We start from the raw sequence: 16011 nt of genomic DNA, 5'->3' as shown, positions 1-16011 counted from the left end.
CCATCCGCGTGCCCTACCGCGGTCGCTGGGAGAAGCTCTCCGCAGGCCAGCAGGCGGTCAACCGCGCCCATGCCAAAATCCGGGCACTGGGCGAGCAGGCCATGGCCACGCTAAAGACGTGGCGACTTCTACGCAAGCTGCGGTGCAGCACCAATCGCATCACCAGCCTTGTTCAGGCCGTCCTCACCCTCCACCTGACCTGCTCGAACCAAGGTTGAAAACGGCTCAGTGGATGCTGACCGACCTGGAGAAGCTGGGGGCCGACAGCACCATGCCCCTGTCGGACGCCACGCGGGTCCTGTGGAGCGCGGACTTCAGCCACTCTCGACGTCTCTGCCTGGAGCTGGCCGCGCTCGCCGCGGGCGCCCCCACGTACGCCGTTTTCGCGATGGTCGAGTCCATCGAGGCCGTCTCCCTCACCATCTTCACCCACTGCCGGGGAATCGCCCTGCGGGACGGTCGCGAATGTGAGTTCTTCGGCACGAAGCATTACATGGCAGAGGCGTCGCACAGCATAAAGTCGCCCGAGGTGGAAGAGAAAAGCCTGCCGTCCCTCGACGACGCACAGCGCGAGGAAGCCATGCGGATGGTGGACCGCACGTTCTCGCTCTTCGACAACTGGTCCGGCTCGCTCCTGCGGTTCGCTCTCGAAAGCGGGGACCACGGGCGCACGTACGAGAGGTTGATCCAGGAGAGCAAGGATCTGTTGCCGGAAACCGAGGCGGTGGCCGCTGCCGCCTTCTGACGACGTGGTGGGCGATGTGGGTTGTTGCTGGGTGGTGGAGGATGGCGCCCATGCGCGCTCATTTCGACCACCCCGAGCCCCGTCGCGTCTCGCCGGGCGAGTACCCCGAGTGGGACCGGGCTCTCGCCCTCCTCAACCGGGACCTGGCGGTGACCCTTCCCGAGCAGGAACCCCTGCAACTGCTGGCCCTTCCGCCGTACGGTGCGGACGAGCCGGAGAACGTCTACGTCGCTCTGGCCAACGGCGAGTGGCACGGCGATTACCTGTACCCGGACTCGGCGAACGACCCTGCCTCTGCGCTGGCGGTCGTCGTCGATGCCGCGCAGGAGACCGTCACCGAGTGTCTGTGGCAGGCGTGGCCCCTGTGCGCCGAGCACGGCCTGGGCATGCATCCGCGGGATGCGGACGGACAGCTGTCCTGGTGGTGCGCGGGAGAGCGGTTGCGTCGCGACTCGGCCCATGTCCGTGCGGCCGTGGGCGCGCTCGACATCCTCGGCCGCCCACCTCGCCCCAATCGCGAGAGTCGGACGACGAGTTGATGTCCCCTGCGCGCCACTGTCGTGGGACGCGACTTATGTGAAGAGGGCCGTGCGGGTCGGCTGTTGTCGTGACGCAATACCTTTGCCGCACGGCCTGACTCATCGTGTCTTCACCGGCCCCGGGCACCTTCGACTCGGCAAGCTGGACGGCGAGTTGGCTCAGGTGGGGCTGACCGCCGAGGAGGAATGACGTCGGCGTCGGCCGGAAGGCGCCGTCCAGCCGAGTGCCTTCGCTGCCGCACCGTCCAGTCGATCTCGGCGACGACTCTGGGCCGTTCCGTGTTCATGACGTGCTGGGCGCTTTCTGCGGTCGGATGGACGAGTCGGGGAGGTCGGCCTGGCGCCGAGCCCAGAAGGAGCGGTCGGTCCAGCGGGCCTCCTGGGCGTGGATGACACGGTGGCCGCGCAGATACGCGCTCCGTGCGGCCGCGACCTTGTCCGCGTACGCGGCGAGAGCCGAGTCCGCGCCGGAGCGGGCGTGACCCAGGCGGGTGTCGACGGCCAGGCCCGCGCCCAGCCCGGTGTAGAGAGCGGTCAGCACGCCCTGGGAGGAGAGCGGGTCGAACGCGACCGCCGCGTCCCCGGCGGCGGCCCAGCCGTCCCCGTACACCGTGTCCAGGTGCGCTGTGTGCGCGGCGGCCCGGCGGGGCGCGGCAGGTGACGTGGGCGGGGGTCCGTCCCGGTGGACCCATCGGGACACGTGGCGGGTGGCCGTCATCCGTCGGTGGAAGTGGCGTGCGGTGTGGGAAGCGGCGGGCAGATCGGCGTCGGTGAAGTAGGCGACCAGTCGCCCGCCGGAGGGCTGCGGGGCGGTGTACCACCAGCCGTCCTCGTCGGACTCGACGAGGGAACGGCGGTCGGTGTCCAGCGGGTCTACCTCCAGGGGCACGTACAGAGCGGTGAGCCGGTCCGCGACCCGCCGCCGGGCCCCGCACCGGACGGCGATCGCGGCGGCGCGGCCGGTGGCGTCGATCACCCAGCGGCAGCGCACCGTCCGCTCTCCACCGGACCGGGCACCGGCAGGGCCGGTGCCGCCGCGCAGGATCAGGGTCCAGCCACCGTCCGGTGTCCGCGCGGTGTCGCGGACGGCCGAGCCCTCGGCGACCTCGGCCCCCGCCGCGCGCGAGGCGTCACGCAGACGCCGGTCGAACAACCGCCGGTCGAGGTGCCAGCCGTGGCCGTGCGGGTCGTTGATGAAGTCCACGGCGTGCAAGTCGGCCGAACCCCACGCCGAGAGGCTGCCGTAGCAGGGCAGATGCCCGGAGTCGAGAACACGCTCGGCGACGCCGAGGTCGCCGAGCAGAACCCGCGCGGCGGGCACGAGCGTCTCGCCGACCTTGGGCGGACCAGTGCCGGCGTCGGCCAGTAGAACCGTACGGCCGGCACGCGCGAGCACGAGCGCGGCGGCGCAGCCGGCCGGGCCGCCGCCCGCCACCACCACGTCGTAGGTGTCCGTGCCGGGAGCGAGTGCGGCGCTCACCGCGCGTCGCGGAAGGGGTCGAGTATCTCCAGATATCCGGCGGTGATCTCCTCCTCGCGGTAGCCGGTCGCCCTGGCGGCCTCGCCGATCGCCCGAGCCGCGGACTCAGCCTCGGCGGCCTCGGGGGAGAGCCCTCCTTCGGGCCGGATGCCCGCCGCCGCGGACATCACGTGCGGCCCCGCCTCGGGCACGTGCAGGTTGACGAGGTTCGCCGTGTCCGGTGCCTGATCGAGCGGTTGTCCCGGGCGCGACTCCACCAGGATCCGGTCCGGGAACTTCCCGTCGCCGACGGTGTAGTCGCGCACCTCGACGATGCCGAGTTTGGACCAGTCCTTGATCATCTGTGTGCGCTGTTGGTTCATGGTGCCGCTGAGGCCGCGCAGCCAGGTCGCCCGCCGCTCGAACGCCTCCTCCCGCGCGCTGTCGTCGGTCCCGGCCGGCGGCGTGTTGACCTTCTCGAAGTCCTCCAGCTTGAGGACATGGTTGGGTACCTGGGCGGGCCAGAAGGTCGGCAGGTAGGGGCTGTAGCGGGGCCCCAGGTTGGCCAGCTCCTCGTAGCCGGAGCGGCAGCTCGCGGTGTCCGCCTGCCAGGGGGCGGCCATCCAGCGAGTGAGGTCTCCGGGCCCCTGTGCGTGCAGGGGCCCGTTGGCGGCGACCGCCTCCTGGGCCGTGAGGGTGGGCCCGTAGTCGGGCTCCGCGGTGCCGGTGGCGCGGTGCCGGATGCGGAAGGGTTCACTGAACATGCTCGCGTGCCTGATCGGCCAGGTGACCTCGCACCCCGGGTGGAACGCGTCGGCGGCGCAGTTCTCCAGGGCCGCCCGGTCCAGCAGCGCCGGCTGCTCGCCGACAGGGGCGTCGTCGACCGTGGGGCGCGGCTGCCGCAGGGTTCCGGCCCGGAACGCCCCGTCCGCCCAGCGCTGCAGCATCCAGTCCTGGGTCGGGGACAGCACCAGGTGCTGACGCACGGACTTGGGCTTGCTGGCCATGGCGTCGCCGTAGATCCACGGCCACGGCTGCGGGGACTTCCCGTCCCGGTCGTAGTCGCGCAGGGCGGCGTACGTCTGGCGGCGCAGTTCCCGGTTGCGGTCGGACGGATCGGCGAGCCGCTTCCGCATGGCCGGCGAGAGGAAGAAGTGGGGGCCGTTCCAGCCGAATTGTGCCGCGAAGCCGTGGTTGACCCACTGCAGATCGCAGAAGCGGCGCAGGATCGGCTCGATGTGGTCGGTGTACGAGATCTGCTGGGGGCGGGTCAGTGAACCGGCCTGGACGAAGACGTCGAAGAGCAGGTCGTGGAGGGTGCGGACGGACTTCACGCCGGGGGCGTAGTGCGGAGGCCCCACCACGACCCAGGCCGGAGCGGCGGTCAGATCCTTGCCGTCGATACTGACCTTCGCCGTCACCGGGCCGTCGGACACGTCGTCGTACCAGGTGTTGTTGTTGGCGACCCCGGTGATCGGCTGGTTCTTGTAGGAGGCGGAGTTGCCCCGGCCACCGAGCACCACCAGGCGGCCGTCGGAACGCGTGGAGATCTCGCCGAGGTACACCGCCTTGCCCATGATCTTGCCGGTGTCGAACTTCTGCGTCTCGGTCTTCGAGCCGCGGACCGTGCGGCTTCCGGGGTCGTTGACCAGCTTCTTCCGCTCGGCGCCCACCACGTCGGCGTTGCGCAGGGCGTACTGCTCCGCCGCGAGCGTCTTGCCCTCGGGTATGTCCAGCGCGAGATGGAACTGGTACCAGGCGGCCTTCTTGTTGGCCAGGTGCACCGTCCACTGGATCTCGGAGACACCCTCGACGCCCGGCTTCAGCTCCCTCACGACCTCGCCCGCGGCGTTGTAGCCGTACACACGGAACCGTGCGGCCTGCCTGCGGAGCGCACCGGAAGCGTCCTTGTAGGAGCCGGGGTCCGCCGGTTTCTGGTCTGGTGATTCCGGGCCGATGAAGGGCGCTTCGACACTGTTGCCGACCCGGGCGACACCGATGGCGGGGTGAATCTTCACCTTCACGATCTGACTGTCCATCGAAGAACCTTCCGTTGCGGACCGTCGGGATGCGGTCTCGCACGTAAGACGGGCAATTCCGCCTGGGGGTCACACCGCGCAGGAGCTGATCGACGTCCGATCATCACTGGCCTTCTACAAACTGCTGCCGTGCACGCGCGAGTTCGCCCCGGTCGCAGGTGTGTGGCCGCACCTGAGGAGATCACCGGAGCTCACGGGGCACGGTCTCGATCAGCTCACCGCGCCTGCCCTCGGGCTTCCGGCCGCGCGTCAGGGCGAAAGTTGGCACCGGTACGGCGGTCACGCGCGCACTGAGGCTCTTCCTCCGCGACAAGTCTGAGCTCACCCGTGACGTCCCGCAACAACAAGCGCGGGCGAGGTGCGGGAAGGCTCCGGGTCAGGGCTCCACCCGGTGCATCCGGCGCAAGTCCGTCACCGGTCCGGGGCCGGTGCGGTCCGCAGGGGTGACCCAGAAGGCTTGGCCCGGTTCAGCGCTGAACCGGGCGCCTGACCGGCCGTCTCCCCGGGGAGCGGCCGGTGAGACGCCGGAGGATGTACGGGGGTCGGAGAGCGACGGCGCGCCGTGCAGGTCGACGGCGAGGGCGCCGTGCCGGTCGGCCAGCCAGTCGACGCAGGAGAACGGTTCCTCCATGTGGGGCCGGAACCGCTCCAGGGCGGGGCCCTGGCGGCCCGGGTTGCGCATCAGGACGAGCTGCTTGCAGGAGTGCGCGAGGCGCTCCCCGGCCTCCTCCAGGCAGGCGCCGCACCCGGCCCAAGTCGAACTTGGGCCGGAGCGTGTCGTTGAGGCCGCCGACCAGGGTGATCACATCCGGCTCCAGCGCGGCCGCGACGCCCACCCCGTGGCCGACCATCCTCACATCGAGGGGCAGATCGCAAGCGGCTACAGCACGCACAGGAACATCTTCGCCAAGCGTCCTGAGCCGGACGGCAGCGGGAACCAGCGAGGGCCCTGCCCATCGCACGCGTCCGTCCGAGGTAACCGGCTTCGAACAGGGCACGCCATGCTGATCTCGGACCCCTCGCCGGGCCATCGTGGTGCGACAAGCTGACGGCGCTACGGATGGGATACGCGGATGCCGGAATCGACCAGTGCCGTGAGTCGGCGCAGTCTGCTGATCAATGGTGGGGCGGTGGCGACCACCATTGCTGCCACGGGCAGGTCCCATGCTCTGGCCGGGGAGGAAGCGGTGCTGCGGGACTCGTGGAGCGGTGATGACGCCGCCCGGGCAAGGATTGACGTCCACCACCATTTCACCGCTCCGGCATGGGTCGACTGGGCCGAGCGGGAGGGCCTGGTGCGGCGGCAGGAGTTGCCGTGGTGGGCGCGTTGGGATCTGGACTCCACTCTGGAACTGATGGACCGGGTGGGAATCGCAACCGCGGTCCTCAACCCGACCATGCAGGACCGGTACCGCTCCGCGGCGCAGGCCAGGGAAGGTCTCACCGTCGTCTTCGAGGCGCTGGCCGACCTGGTGGCCCTGCACCCGAACCGATTCGCCATTCTCGACCCTGCTGTCCTGGACTATCCCGAGGTGACCTCGTGGGCTCTGCGACGCGCCTTCGACGAGCTCGGTGCCGTGGGAGTCAGCGTGAAAGCCAACTACAACGGTGTCTACCTCGGTGATCCCTCGTACGACCGCTTCCTCGCGGAACTCGACGAGCGCGCCGCAGTCCTTTTCACCCACCCGCTCGACCTCCCGGGCGGACCACCCGGCGTGCCCACCGTCCCCGGAATCCCGAACTTCATGTGCGATTTCCTGCTGGACACCACGCGTGCCGCCGTGAACCTGATCCGCACCAAGACACTCGACCGCCACCCGCACCTGTCAGTCGTCCTCCCACACGCCGGCGGATTCCTCCCTCAGATCGCCACCCGCATGGAGGCCTTCGGCGCGTTCTGCACCCCACCCCTCGATGCTGCCCTTACACGGGACTATCTCCATCGCTTCTACTACGACACGGCGGGCCCCATGGCCCCCTCGGGCACCCTGGTAGCCACCGCCGGAGCCGACCGCATCCTCTTCGGAACCGACTGGCCGGCCGCCTCCGCCGACATCATCACCACCTTCACGGTGCCGGCCATCGAGACCGACCCCGTCCTCACCAACCGCCAACGTCGTGGCGTCAACCGCGACAACGCGCTCCGCCTCATGCCCACACTGAGACGCGCCCAGGTTCGGTCCGGCGGATCATGAGGCCATAAGGTCTGACCGTGATCAACCTCCAGGTCCGAGGCGAGAACGGCACGATCGAGGCCCACGCGAAGCACGGTGTGGTCTGGGGTCCTGAGCTGGCTGTTCTTGATCAGTCAGTGTTCCCAATGCTGGGACACCTGCTGCCGTACGCGGACACCGTTTTCAACCACCGGCAGGTGTCCACCCTGCTGGAGGAGGTACCGCGGCTGCCTGAAGGCGTGCTGACTAATGAGTTCGCGCGCGAGTTGATGGAGTTGGGGCAGGTGGTTCTCGACGGCCAGGGCCTGTACCTGTGGTTCCTCGGAGACTGAGACGGCAGCCGGCTCAGTCCCGGAGCCGCGGGCGTGTGCGGTTGGCCCGCTGGTCCTGCGGTCCGGGGATGGTGTGCGTGATCTGGCGTCTGCGCTCTCCCGCATGGAACGCGTCCTGACCGACATCGACGAGTGGGCCTACCTGCGGGTCGATACACCTAGTGCCCGCCCATGCACGGGAGTTGAGGGCAGCGATGAAACGCGAATCTTAGGCCGGGTTCGCTGAGTCTCGGTTGTCCTCAACGTGGACGACGTGAAGCTCGGTGCCGTCCCGATGGCGCTTGGAACGTCCGAACAGCCCGACAGCGATCTGCGATTGATCCTGAGGCTCGTCGGGGCCGACATAGGTAAGGACGTCGTTGTGATGGCCGGTGACGACCCATCCCTCGACGTCCTTGAGGTCGATCACCCCGAAGTCTCCTGCCGGAGACCCGGCATGCACGGGGCCAAACTTCCTCAGGAGGTCGGTGGCCTGTTCGGCAAGCTCCCCTTCCGGAGCGGTCAGCACGACACAAGTGCCGTGCTCGAACAGCACCCACGACTTGCGAGGGTCAGCGAGGAGCCGCTGCCAGACGCCTATCAGTATCTCGGTGTTCACGCCGGTCATCATGCCGCAGAGCACCGACACAGGGTGACGATCGACCGACGGCCACGGCGCATACGCGACCAGAGCCCGAGCCGGAACCGAGCCGGAGCGACGGCCAGGACCAGGACTGGGAGCAGACACAGGACCCGGCCTCGGACGCGGACCAGGACCTGTGCTGACCGGTGGATGTGGGACTGGGACGATCCCGGCCGCCCGCCGGCTCAGAAGGCCTCGCGGAACATCCCCCTCGTCTCGTCCGTGGCCATGGTGGTGCCGCCGCAGATCGGGACGGTCCCGTTGTCGGCGGTCACCAGGTAGTGGGCGCCGACCTGGAAGAAGGTGGCCTCCGAGTTGGGCTCGTCCTGGGTGAGGCGGACCGTGGTGGTGGAGCGGTTGGCGGGGGCCCGGTACCAGTGGTCGACCTCGAGGCTTACGTAGTCGCTCTGCTTGGCGGTCACGGTGCCCTCGAAGGCGAGTTCGTTCTGGCGCAGGCGCCCGGGGGTGGGTGCGGAGCACATCGCCGCCGCCTCGCCGGGCGCCAGACGCAGGGTCATGGCGAGGTCGGGCTTGTCCTGCGTGTCGCCGTCCGCGCCCTGCCCGGGGGCCCAGCTGATCCCGCCTCCCACCAGCAGCAGTGCCGTGAAAGCCAGGGCCGGGACGAGGAGGCGGCGCGGCGCGGTCTTCTCGGTCGTGACCGTCGTAGGGGTAGTCGTGTTCATCGTGGCCTCCACAAGACGGGGGACGTCAGGTCGCGGAGCCTTCGAGATCAGTGCCGGGTCCGCGGCCTTCAGCTGGGCCAGCAACTCGTGGTCGTTCACCGACTGCTCCTTCCTTTCCTGGTTCCGGTTCCGGTTACGGTTCGGATTCCGGTTCCTTCGTCCGTCTCATGTCCGGGGCGCGGCCCGGTCTTTCGCTCCAGTCGTGCCGCCAGTTTCTTCTTGGCCCGGTGCAGCCGGATGCTCACCGCGTTCGCGCTCAGCCCGGTGACCTCGGCGATCCGGCTCGGTGTCAGCTCCTCGTACGCCCACAGCAGGAGGATCTCCCGTTCCAGCGGGCGGAGTTGAGCGAGGGCCGCGTGCAGGTGGGAGTGGTCGGCATCGGACCGCGCCACCCCGGTCGCGGTGCTCGCCGTGCCCGCCGTCCACGTCAGGCGTTCCAGAAGGGAGCGTCTGCGGCGCTCCGCGCGTCGGGCGTTGGCCAGGCAGCCGCGGGCTACGCCGTAGCACCAGGGCAGTACGGCATCGGGGTCAGGGAAGTGTCCCGCCGGCGCCGTACGTTTCGATTCCGCTTCCGGTTCCAGACCCGGTACGTCCTCGATCCGCCGCCACAGGACGAGCAGCGTGTCCGAGAGGACGTCGTCCACCTGGTCGGGGTCTGCCCGGCGCAGCAGGTAGCGGTGCAGGGGCTCCGCCACGACGTGCGCCAGCGCCTCGAAGCGGGCCCGCTCGGCCCGCTGATCCCGGGCTGCCCTCTTTTCCTTCATGGATTCCACGCCCTGCCCTGTCCGGCACAGAGGGAATCCTTTCACTGTCGTTCGAACGCTCCGGTGTACGCAGCGACGCGCCGTACGGACGGCCCCTGCTGTCGTTCACACGCACCGGGCGCCCGGCACGGGTCCGCCCCCAGCCCGCGCTCTCGCGGGGGCGGGGGGCGGTCCCCTGGTGCGGCACACCACGCGGGGATGCTGTGTGTGCCGCACCGGCCCGGTCAGGCGCCGGGCAGCACGCCGGTACGGGCGACCTCGGCGTACCAGCGGGCGCTGGCCTTGGGGATGCGGGTGCCGGTCGGGTAGTCGACGTACACGGCGCCGAAGCGCTTGCTGTAGCCGTGGGCCCACTCGAAGTTGTCCAGCAAGGACCACAAGAAGTAGCCGCGCACGTCCGAACCGTCCAGGATCGCCTGGTGGACGGCGGCCAGGTGCCCGCGTACGTAGGCGATGCGGGCGGGGTCGTTGACCTGGCCGGCCGGGTCAGCGTAGTCGTCGAAGGCGGCACCGTTCTCGGTGATGACCAGTGGCAGCCGGGGGAAGTCGACGGAGAGACGGCGCAGCAGGTCGTACAGCCCGCTGGGGTCGACGGCCCACCCCATGGCGGTGGTCTCGCCGGGCGGCTGGTGGAAGACGACCCGGTCGGCGGCCGGCCAGGGGCTGTGGGCGCTGTTGCCGTGTCCGTCGGAGGTGTGGGTGCCGCTGCCGTCGGCCTCGGAGACCAGGGTGGGGCTGTAGTAGTTGACGCCCAGGAAGTCCAGCGGCTGGTGGATGGTGCGCAGGTCTCCGTCCTGGAGGAAGGACCAGTCGGTCAGTTCGGCGGTGTCCTTGAGCAGGTCCTCCGGGTAGGCGCCGTTCAGCATCGGGCCGGTGAAGACCCGGTTGGCGAGGGCGTCGATCCGGCGGACCGCGTCGGCGTCGCCGTCCGAGTCGGTGAGCGGGCGCACATGGTGGATATTGAGCGTGACCGAGACCTGAGCGTCTGCTCGCAGGCGGTCGCGCAGTGCCTGGACGGCCAGGCCGTGGCCCAGGTTGAGGTGGTGGGCGGCGCGCAGGGCGGCGACCGGGTCGGTGCGGCCGGGGGCGTGCACGCCCGAGCCGTAGCCCAGGAAGGAGCTGCACCAGGGTTCGTTGAGGGTGGTCCAGGTCTTCACCCGGTCGCCGAGGGCGTCCGCCGCGAGGGCCGCGTACTCGGCGAACCGCTCCGCCGTGGCCCGTTCGGGCCAGCCGCCCGCGTCCTCCAGTTCCTGGGGCAGGTCCCAGTGGTAGAGGGTCGCGACGGGCTGGATGTTCTTCTCCAGCAGCGCGTCGACCAGCCGCCGGTAGAAGTCCAGACCCTTCTGTACGGCCGGGCCGCGGCCGGTGGGCTGGATCCGGGGCCAGGCGAGGGAGAAACGGTAGGCGCCCAGACCGAGTTCGGCCATCAGGGCGACGTCCTCGTTCCAGCGGTGGTAGTGGTCGGTGGCGATGTCACCGGTGTCGCCGTTACGGACCCGGCCGGGGGTGCGGGCGTAGGTGTCCCAGATGGACGGTGTACGGCCGTCCTCCGCGGCGGCCCCCTCGATCTGGTAGGAGGCGGTCGCGGAGCCCCAGAGGAAACCCCGGGGGAAGGTGCGTGCGGCGTCCGGGGCGGACCGGCTCTGCTGTGCTGCGGTGACCACGTAAGTCCTTTCGAGGGGGGATGGTGGTGTGCGCGGGTGCGGCGGGTGGCACCCGGCGCGGTGGGTTCCGGGGCGCGCCGGCCGGGCGAGGGGGCGGGGCTCGGCTGTTCGGGGGCGCGCGGGAGCGGGTCAGCCCTTCACGGCGCCCGCCATGATGCCGCTGACGATCTGCCGGCCGAAGACGATGAACATCGCCAGCAGCGGCAGCGTGCCCAGCAGCGCGCCGGCCATGATCAGCGACTGGTCGCGGACGTAGCCCGCGCTGAGCTGGGTGAGGGCGACGGGGACGGTCGGGTTGGTCATGTCGAGGACCACGAACGGCCAGAAGAAGTCGTTCCAGGCGTGCACGAACGTGATCATGAACAGGACGGCCATCGCGGGCCGGGCGACGGGCAGCACGATGCTCCAGAAGATCCGCAGCGAGTGGGCCCCGTCCACGCGTCCGGCCTCGACGAGTTCGTCCGGCAGCGCCTCCGACAGGTACTGCCGCATGAAGAACACCCCCACCGCGCTCACCAGCGTCGGGAAGATGACGGCGGGCAGCTGCTGGGACCAGCCCAGCTCGGCCATCATCATGAACAGCGGTACGACACCGAGCTGCGGCGGCACCAGCATCGTGCCGATCACCAGCATGAGCAGCGCGTTGCGGCCCTTGAACCGCAGCTTGGCGAACGCGAACCCGGCGAGCGTGGCGAACATGACCGTGGACAGGGCGATCACCCCGGCCACGATGAGGCTGTTGACCATGGCCTTGCCCATCGCCGCCTCGTCCCAGGCCCGGGCGAGGTTGCTGAACAGGTTCGGCCCGGGCAGGAAGGGCGGCGGTGTCTGGCTGACCCGGGTGTTGTCGGTGGAGGCCGCCACCATCGTCCAGTACAGCGGGAAGATCGACAGCAGCGCCATCACGGCGAGCAGCACATAGGCCAGCGGGCCGGCGTGGTGCTGGCGGCCCGCTCGCTGGCGCAGCAGCCGGCCACCGCGGCCGGCGGGCTTCCGGGAGGTGCGGACCGCGCTGCCGGTCCGGGCCGGGAGACTCTGAGTGGTCATGGTGACTCCAGGTCAGGACGTGCCGGAGCGCAGGCGCTTGACGAGGCGCTGCACGAGGGAGACGAGGACGAGCAGCAGGAACATCGCCCAGGCGACGGTGGCCGAGCGGCCCATCTGGTAGTTCTTCCAGCCCTCCTCGTACAGCAGCAGGCCCAGCGTCTGGTACTGGTTGTCCGCGCCGCCGGTGATGCCGTTCGGTCCCTGGCCGAAGATCAGCGGTTCGCCGAACAGCTGGGTGGCGCCGATCGTGGAGAGCACGATGGTGAAGACGATGGTGGAGCGGATCCCGGGCACCGTGACGTGCGTGAACTGCTTCCAGCGGGAGGCGCCGTCCAGGGAGGCCGCCTCGTACCGGTCGGCGGGGATGGCCTGCATGGCGGCCAGGTACAGCAGCGCGTTGTAACCGGTCCAGCGCCAGATGACGATGGTGGAGATCGCGATCTGGGCGGGCCACTTGCCGCCCTCCCAGTCCAGGTGGTCGATCCCCACCGTGCCGAGCGCCCAGTTGATCATGCCGAAGTCGCGTTCGAAGAGCATCGTGAAGACGAGGGCCGCGGCGGCGACCGAGGTGGCGTAGGGGACCAGGGAGGCGACGCGGAAGAACAGCGAGGCCCGCATGCGGTAGTTGAGCAGGTGCGCCAGTCCCAGGGCCATCAGCAGTTGCGGCACCGTGGAGATGACACCGATGGTGATCGTGTTCTGGAGCGCGTTCCAGAACCGGGAATCGCCCCACAGCTCCACGTAGTTGTCGAACGCCACCCACTGCATGACGTCGAGGGTGGCGAGTTCCACGTCGTGCAGCGAGATCCACGACGTGTAGAGCAGGGGGTAGAAGCTGAACGCGGCGAAGACCACGAAGAACGGCGCGACGAACGCGTACGGGGCGCCCTTGAGGTCGAGGCGGTGCAGGAGCGCGCCGCGCCGCCGGGCCGGGCCCTTGTCCGGGGAGTGCCCGGCGGGTCCTTTCCCGGCCGGGGCCGTGGTGGTGGAGGTGGCCACCGGAGGATCCTTCCTGAGAGCGGATGGGTGAGCCGGCCGTCCGGGCCCGCCGCCGAAGGGCGGGCCCGGACGGCCACGGCCGGACGGAAGGAGGTCAGCCGACCGCCTTCTCGATGCGCTCCGCGGTGGTCTTCCATGCCTTGTCCCGCGCGGTGCCCTGCTGCTCGATCAGGGTGAGGCCCTGGGAGAAGGTGTCCTTGATCGTGCCGTCCTTGCGGCCGAGGACCTGCTTGTCCGGTATCTCCTGGGCGGCGGCGCCGAAGATCTCGCCGATCGGCGCGTCACTGAAGTACGCCGACTTGGCGTTCTTCACGTCGGCGCTCTCCAACGCCTCGCGCGAGGAAGGGATGTTGCCGATCTCCTTGAAGATGTGGGCCTGCTGCTCCGGCGCGGTCAGCCAGGCGACGAGCTTCTTGGCCTCCTCCTTCACCGGGCTCTGCTCGACCACGCCGAGGAAGGACCCACCCCAGTTGGCGCCCTTGGGGGCCTTGGCCACGTCCCACTTGCCCTTGTTCGCCGCACCGGCCTTCTCGCTGATGTGGCTGAGCATCCACGCGGGGCACACGGCCGTGGCGAAGGTGCCGTTGGCCAGACCGGGGTCCCAACCGGGCTGGAACTGGCGCAGCTTGGCCGTCAGACCGTCCTCCGCTGCGTCCGCGGCGAGGTTCCACGCCTCCTTGACGGCGGGGTTGGAGTCGTAGATCAACTCGCCCTGCTCGTCGTAGTACTGCTCGGGGTAGCCGTAGACCATGGCGTTGAACAGGCCGCTGGCCGCGTCCATGTAGGCGACCTTGTCACCCTTGAAGTCCTTCTTGAAGGTGCGGCCGACCTCGACGTACTTCTTCCAGTCGCCCGCCCAGAGCGCCGCGACCTCGTCGCGGTCGGTGGGCAGGCCCGCCTTCTCGAAGTAGTCCTTGCGGTAGCAGACGGCCATCGGGCCGATGTCGGTGCCCAGGCCCAGCACCTTGCCGTCCGCGGTAGTGATCTGGGACTCCTTCCACGGCAGGAAGTGGTCGGTGCCCGACGTCCCGGCGAAGTCGGCGAACTTGGAGGCCTGTGTCTCGGTGATCTCCTTGGCACGCCCGATCTCGATGCCCTGGATGTCCTTCAGGCCCTTGCCGGCGGCGAGCCTGGTCTGCAACGCGGTGTAGTAGGTCTGCTCGTCACCGGCGATCTCGGCCTTGATGTCGACCCCGGGGTTCTCCTTCTCGTACTGCTCTAGAAGGCCCGTCTCCTTGATGCCCATCACCCCGAACAGGCCCATGGTGATGGTGACCTTGCCGTCCTTCTTGCCCCCACCGGTGACCGAGTCGTCGCTGCCACTACAGCCGACGACAAGTGTCAGCGCGCCGACGGCCGCGACCGTCGCCACCGCCCTTCTGTGCGACCAACCGAAAGTGCCCATGGATCTCCTCCCAGCGGCGGCGCCGGCACATCGGAGTGACGAGTTCTGCGATGGCTACAGCGATGCCGGACAGCGGCTCTGACAGATGGCGGTGGGAACGTGCCCAACTCTGGGTGGGCACGTTCCCACCGCGCATCGAAGACTCGTCGGAGCAGGGCGGGTCTGTCAATGACTTGAACGCAACTCGTCCTGGGGGCGCGGCTTGTACGATCGGCGCCGCGGTGTCCCGGGGTGCTGTGCCGAGGGCCAGGTCTGCAAGAATTGCCGCAGGTCACCTCCGCGGCAGGCACCGCCGCGCGACGCCGAGGGGGAAGCACATGTCCGGCAACCGCCGCCCAACGATCAAAACGGTCGCCGCCCGCGCCGGTGTGGGCCGCACCACCGTCTCCCGTGTGGTGAACGGCTCCGACCTCGTCAGCGCCGACGCCCGCGCCCGGGTCCTCGCAGCGATCAAGGAACTCAACTACGTGCCCAACTCGGTCGCCCGGGGCCTGGTGACCAACCGCACCAACGCCGTGGCCCTGGTGATCCCGGAGTCCGAGAGCCGGCTGGGATCGGAGCCCTTCTTCGCCGCGCTCATCCGCGGTGTCAGCGGCGCCCTCGCCGACAGCCGCACCCAGTTGCAGCTGATGCTCGTCCGTGACCAGGCCGAACGCGATCAGCTGACCGAATCGGTGGCGACGCGCCGTGTGGACGGCGTGCTCCTGGTCTCCGTGCACTCCACGGACCGACTGCCCGGCATGCTCGAGGAGATGGGCCTGCCCACCGTGCTCGCGGGCCGCCGCGACGCCGGCGAACAGCTGAGTTACGTGAACGCCGACAACGCCGGAGGCGCCACCGCGGCGGTCCGGCACCTGCTCGAACGCGGTCGGCGGCGCGTGGCCACCATCACCGGCCCCTTGGACATGGACGTCAGCCGCAACCGGCTCGCCGGCTGGCACACCGCACACCGCGAGGCGAACGTGTCCGCGAGCGAGCTGCTCGTCGAGGAAGGAGACTTCACCGAGGAGAGCGGTGTTCGCGCGATGCGTTCGCTTCTTGAACGCGCCCCTGACCTCGACGCGGTCTTCGCCGCCTCGGACCTCATGGCCGTCGGCGCCCTCACCGAACTGAAGCGGCAGAAGCGGCAGGTGCCGGGCGAGGTCGCCGTCGCCGGATTCGAGGACTCCGTCCTCGCGCGCCACACCAACCCGCCGCTGACCACGGTGCGCCAGCCCGTTGAGGAACTCGGTCGCACGATGGCCCGCATCCTCACCGACATCACCCAGCACGGCGCGCCCCGGCGACAGGTCACGCTGCCGACCGAGCTGGTGGTGCGCGAGTCCACGTAACGGACCCACGCGTTCAGCGCGGCAGGTCCCGCAGGGGGCCCACGGGCCTGGCGCGCCTTCGTCACCGAAGCCCCGGCGGGAGGCCTCGACCAGGCCTGATGAGGCGTCAGAGCAGGGTGCGTCAGCTCGGCAGGAGGGTCGCCCTGCCGCCCGCAGACCTCTTCGCAGTGCAGCCCTAGGGCGCGTTGCGAAAGTAGCGTCGTCTGCC

At 69.7% G+C, this 16011-nt stretch carries 15 protein-coding genes and 1 pseudogene; 6 read left to right on the top strand and 10 right to left on the bottom strand.

The window, feature by feature from the left end; genetic code table 11:
- The 3 genes from SMA5143A_RS40405 to SMA5143A_RS40395 all read left to right on the top strand — a co-directional run.
- A partial coding sequence (locus SMA5143A_RS40405; protein WP_146194042.1) for a transposase family protein occupies window positions 1–218 on the top strand: 218 nt, incomplete at its 5' end.
- 14 nt (window positions 219–232) lie between these two features.
- Window positions 233–745: a hypothetical protein gene (locus SMA5143A_RS40400; protein ID WP_107467787.1), complete on the top strand. Its 513-nt coding sequence runs from the start codon at window positions 233–235 to the stop codon at window positions 743–745.
- Between the two features lie 50 nt (window positions 746–795).
- A complete protein-coding gene (locus SMA5143A_RS40395) occupies window positions 796–1284 on the top strand; it encodes a hypothetical protein (protein WP_107467786.1) in 489 nt (162 codons plus the stop codon).
- Window positions 1285–1567: 283 nt separating this feature from the next.
- Here the strand turns inward: SMA5143A_RS40395 and SMA5143A_RS40390 are convergent, their stop codons facing one another.
- The 3 genes and pseudogenes from SMA5143A_RS40390 to SMA5143A_RS40380 all read right to left on the bottom strand — a co-directional run bounded on the left by SMA5143A_RS40390 (window position 1568) and on the right by SMA5143A_RS40380 (window position 5813).
- Window positions 1568–2764 carry an NAD(P)/FAD-dependent oxidoreductase gene (locus SMA5143A_RS40390; protein WP_107467785.1) on the bottom strand — a complete coding sequence of 399 codons (1197 nt, stop codon included), beginning with the start codon at window positions 2762–2764 and terminating at the stop codon, window positions 1568–1570.
- The gene (locus SMA5143A_RS40385; RefSeq protein ID WP_107467784.1) at window positions 2761–4782 is read right to left on the bottom strand and encodes a LodA/GoxA family CTQ-dependent oxidase; all 2022 of its coding nucleotides are present in this window, start codon (window positions 4780–4782) and stop codon (window positions 2761–2763) included. The genes SMA5143A_RS40390 and SMA5143A_RS40385 overlap by 4 nt, the downstream gene beginning before the upstream one ends.
- 376 nt (window positions 4783–5158) lie before the next feature.
- Window positions 5159–5813 (bottom strand): annotated as a pseudogene (locus SMA5143A_RS40380) (hypothetical protein).
- Between the two features lie 99 nt (window positions 5814–5912).
- Between SMA5143A_RS40380 and SMA5143A_RS40375 the strand changes: the two are divergent.
- Window positions 5913–6977: an amidohydrolase family protein gene (locus SMA5143A_RS40375; RefSeq protein ID WP_308812069.1), complete on the top strand. Its 1065-nt coding sequence runs from the start codon at window positions 5913–5915 to the stop codon at window positions 6975–6977.
- Between the two features lie 17 nt (window positions 6978–6994).
- Complete coding sequence (locus tag SMA5143A_RS40370) at window positions 6995–7288, top strand: hypothetical protein (protein ID WP_107467782.1); 294 nt, start codon at window positions 6995–6997, stop codon at window positions 7286–7288.
- Between the two features lie 208 nt (window positions 7289–7496).
- Here the strand turns inward: SMA5143A_RS40370 and SMA5143A_RS40365 are convergent, their stop codons facing one another.
- The 7 genes from SMA5143A_RS40365 to SMA5143A_RS40335 form a co-directional block, all read right to left on the bottom strand.
- The gene (locus SMA5143A_RS40365; protein WP_181362261.1) at window positions 7497–7898 is read right to left on the bottom strand and encodes a hypothetical protein; all 402 of its coding nucleotides are present in this window, start codon (window positions 7896–7898) and stop codon (window positions 7497–7499) included.
- A gap of 197 nt (window positions 7899–8095) precedes the next feature.
- Entirely contained in the window at window positions 8096–8692 is a 597-nt protein-coding gene (locus SMA5143A_RS40360) for a hypothetical protein (RefSeq protein ID WP_107467781.1), read from the bottom strand.
- The gene (locus SMA5143A_RS40355; protein WP_258194022.1) at window positions 8689–9357 is read right to left on the bottom strand and encodes an RNA polymerase sigma factor; all 669 of its coding nucleotides are present in this window, start codon (window positions 9355–9357) and stop codon (window positions 8689–8691) included. Before SMA5143A_RS40355 ends, SMA5143A_RS40360 begins: the two co-directional genes overlap by 4 nt.
- A gap of 224 nt (window positions 9358–9581) precedes the next feature.
- Window positions 9582–11021, bottom strand: coding sequence for a GH1 family beta-glucosidase (locus SMA5143A_RS40350; RefSeq protein WP_107467779.1), 1440 nt, complete (start codon window positions 11019–11021; stop codon window positions 9582–9584).
- Window positions 11022–11150: 129 nt separating this feature from the next.
- Window positions 11151–12068, bottom strand: a complete 918-nt coding sequence (locus SMA5143A_RS40345; RefSeq protein WP_107467778.1) for a carbohydrate ABC transporter permease — start codon at window positions 12066–12068, stop codon at window positions 11151–11153.
- 12 nt (window positions 12069–12080) lie between these two features.
- On the bottom strand, window positions 12081–13067 hold the full coding sequence (locus tag SMA5143A_RS40340; protein WP_107467777.1) for a carbohydrate ABC transporter permease: 987 nt from the start codon (window positions 13065–13067) through the stop codon (window positions 12081–12083).
- 94 nt (window positions 13068–13161) lie between these two features.
- Window positions 13162–14472, bottom strand: a complete 1311-nt coding sequence (locus SMA5143A_RS40335) for an ABC transporter substrate-binding protein (protein ID WP_107467776.1) — start codon at window positions 14470–14472, stop codon at window positions 13162–13164.
- 317 nt (window positions 14473–14789) lie between these two features.
- On the opposite strand from SMA5143A_RS40335, the gene SMA5143A_RS40330 reads away from it, so the two are divergent.
- Window positions 14790–15803 (top strand): LacI family DNA-binding transcriptional regulator, encoded by a 1014-nt coding sequence (locus tag SMA5143A_RS40330; protein WP_107467775.1) that lies wholly within the window; start codon window positions 14790–14792, stop codon window positions 15801–15803.
- The last annotated feature ends 208 nt before the right edge of the window (window positions 15804–16011 follow it).

It is taken from the genome of Streptomyces sp. MA5143a (assembly GCF_900290235.1).
GTDB lineage: Bacteria > Actinomycetota > Actinomycetes > Streptomycetales > Streptomycetaceae > Streptomyces.
The sequence above is the reverse complement of the archived record's forward strand: the minus strand, read 5'-3'. Positions and strand labels throughout refer to the sequence as shown.

Excerpts from the sequence above, each read along its gene's own strand:
- SMA5143A_RS40355 (WP_258194022.1), bottom strand. The coding sequence starts at position 9,357 with ATGAAGGAAAAGAGGGCAGCCCGGGATCAGCGGGCCGAGCGGGCCCGC.
- SMA5143A_RS40385 (WP_107467784.1), bottom strand. The coding sequence starts at position 4,782 with ATGGACAGTCAGATCGTGAAGGTGAAGATTCACCCCGCCATCGGTGTC.
- SMA5143A_RS40330 (WP_107467775.1), top strand. The coding sequence starts at position 14,790 with ATGTCCGGCAACCGCCGCCCAACGATCAAAACGGTCGCCGCCCGCGCC.
- SMA5143A_RS40365 (WP_181362261.1), bottom strand. The coding sequence starts at position 7,898 with ATGATGACCGGCGTGAACACCGAGATACTGATAGGCGTCTGGCAGCGG.
- SMA5143A_RS40345 (WP_107467778.1), bottom strand. The coding sequence starts at position 12,068 with ATGACCACTCAGAGTCTCCCGGCCCGGACCGGCAGCGCGGTCCGCACC.
- SMA5143A_RS40400 (WP_107467787.1), top strand. The coding sequence starts at position 233 with ATGCTGACCGACCTGGAGAAGCTGGGGGCCGACAGCACCATGCCCCTG.
- SMA5143A_RS40335 (WP_107467776.1), bottom strand. The coding sequence starts at position 14,472 with ATGGGCACTTTCGGTTGGTCGCACAGAAGGGCGGTGGCGACGGTCGCG.
- SMA5143A_RS40395 (WP_107467786.1), top strand. The coding sequence starts at position 796 with ATGCGCGCTCATTTCGACCACCCCGAGCCCCGTCGCGTCTCGCCGGGC.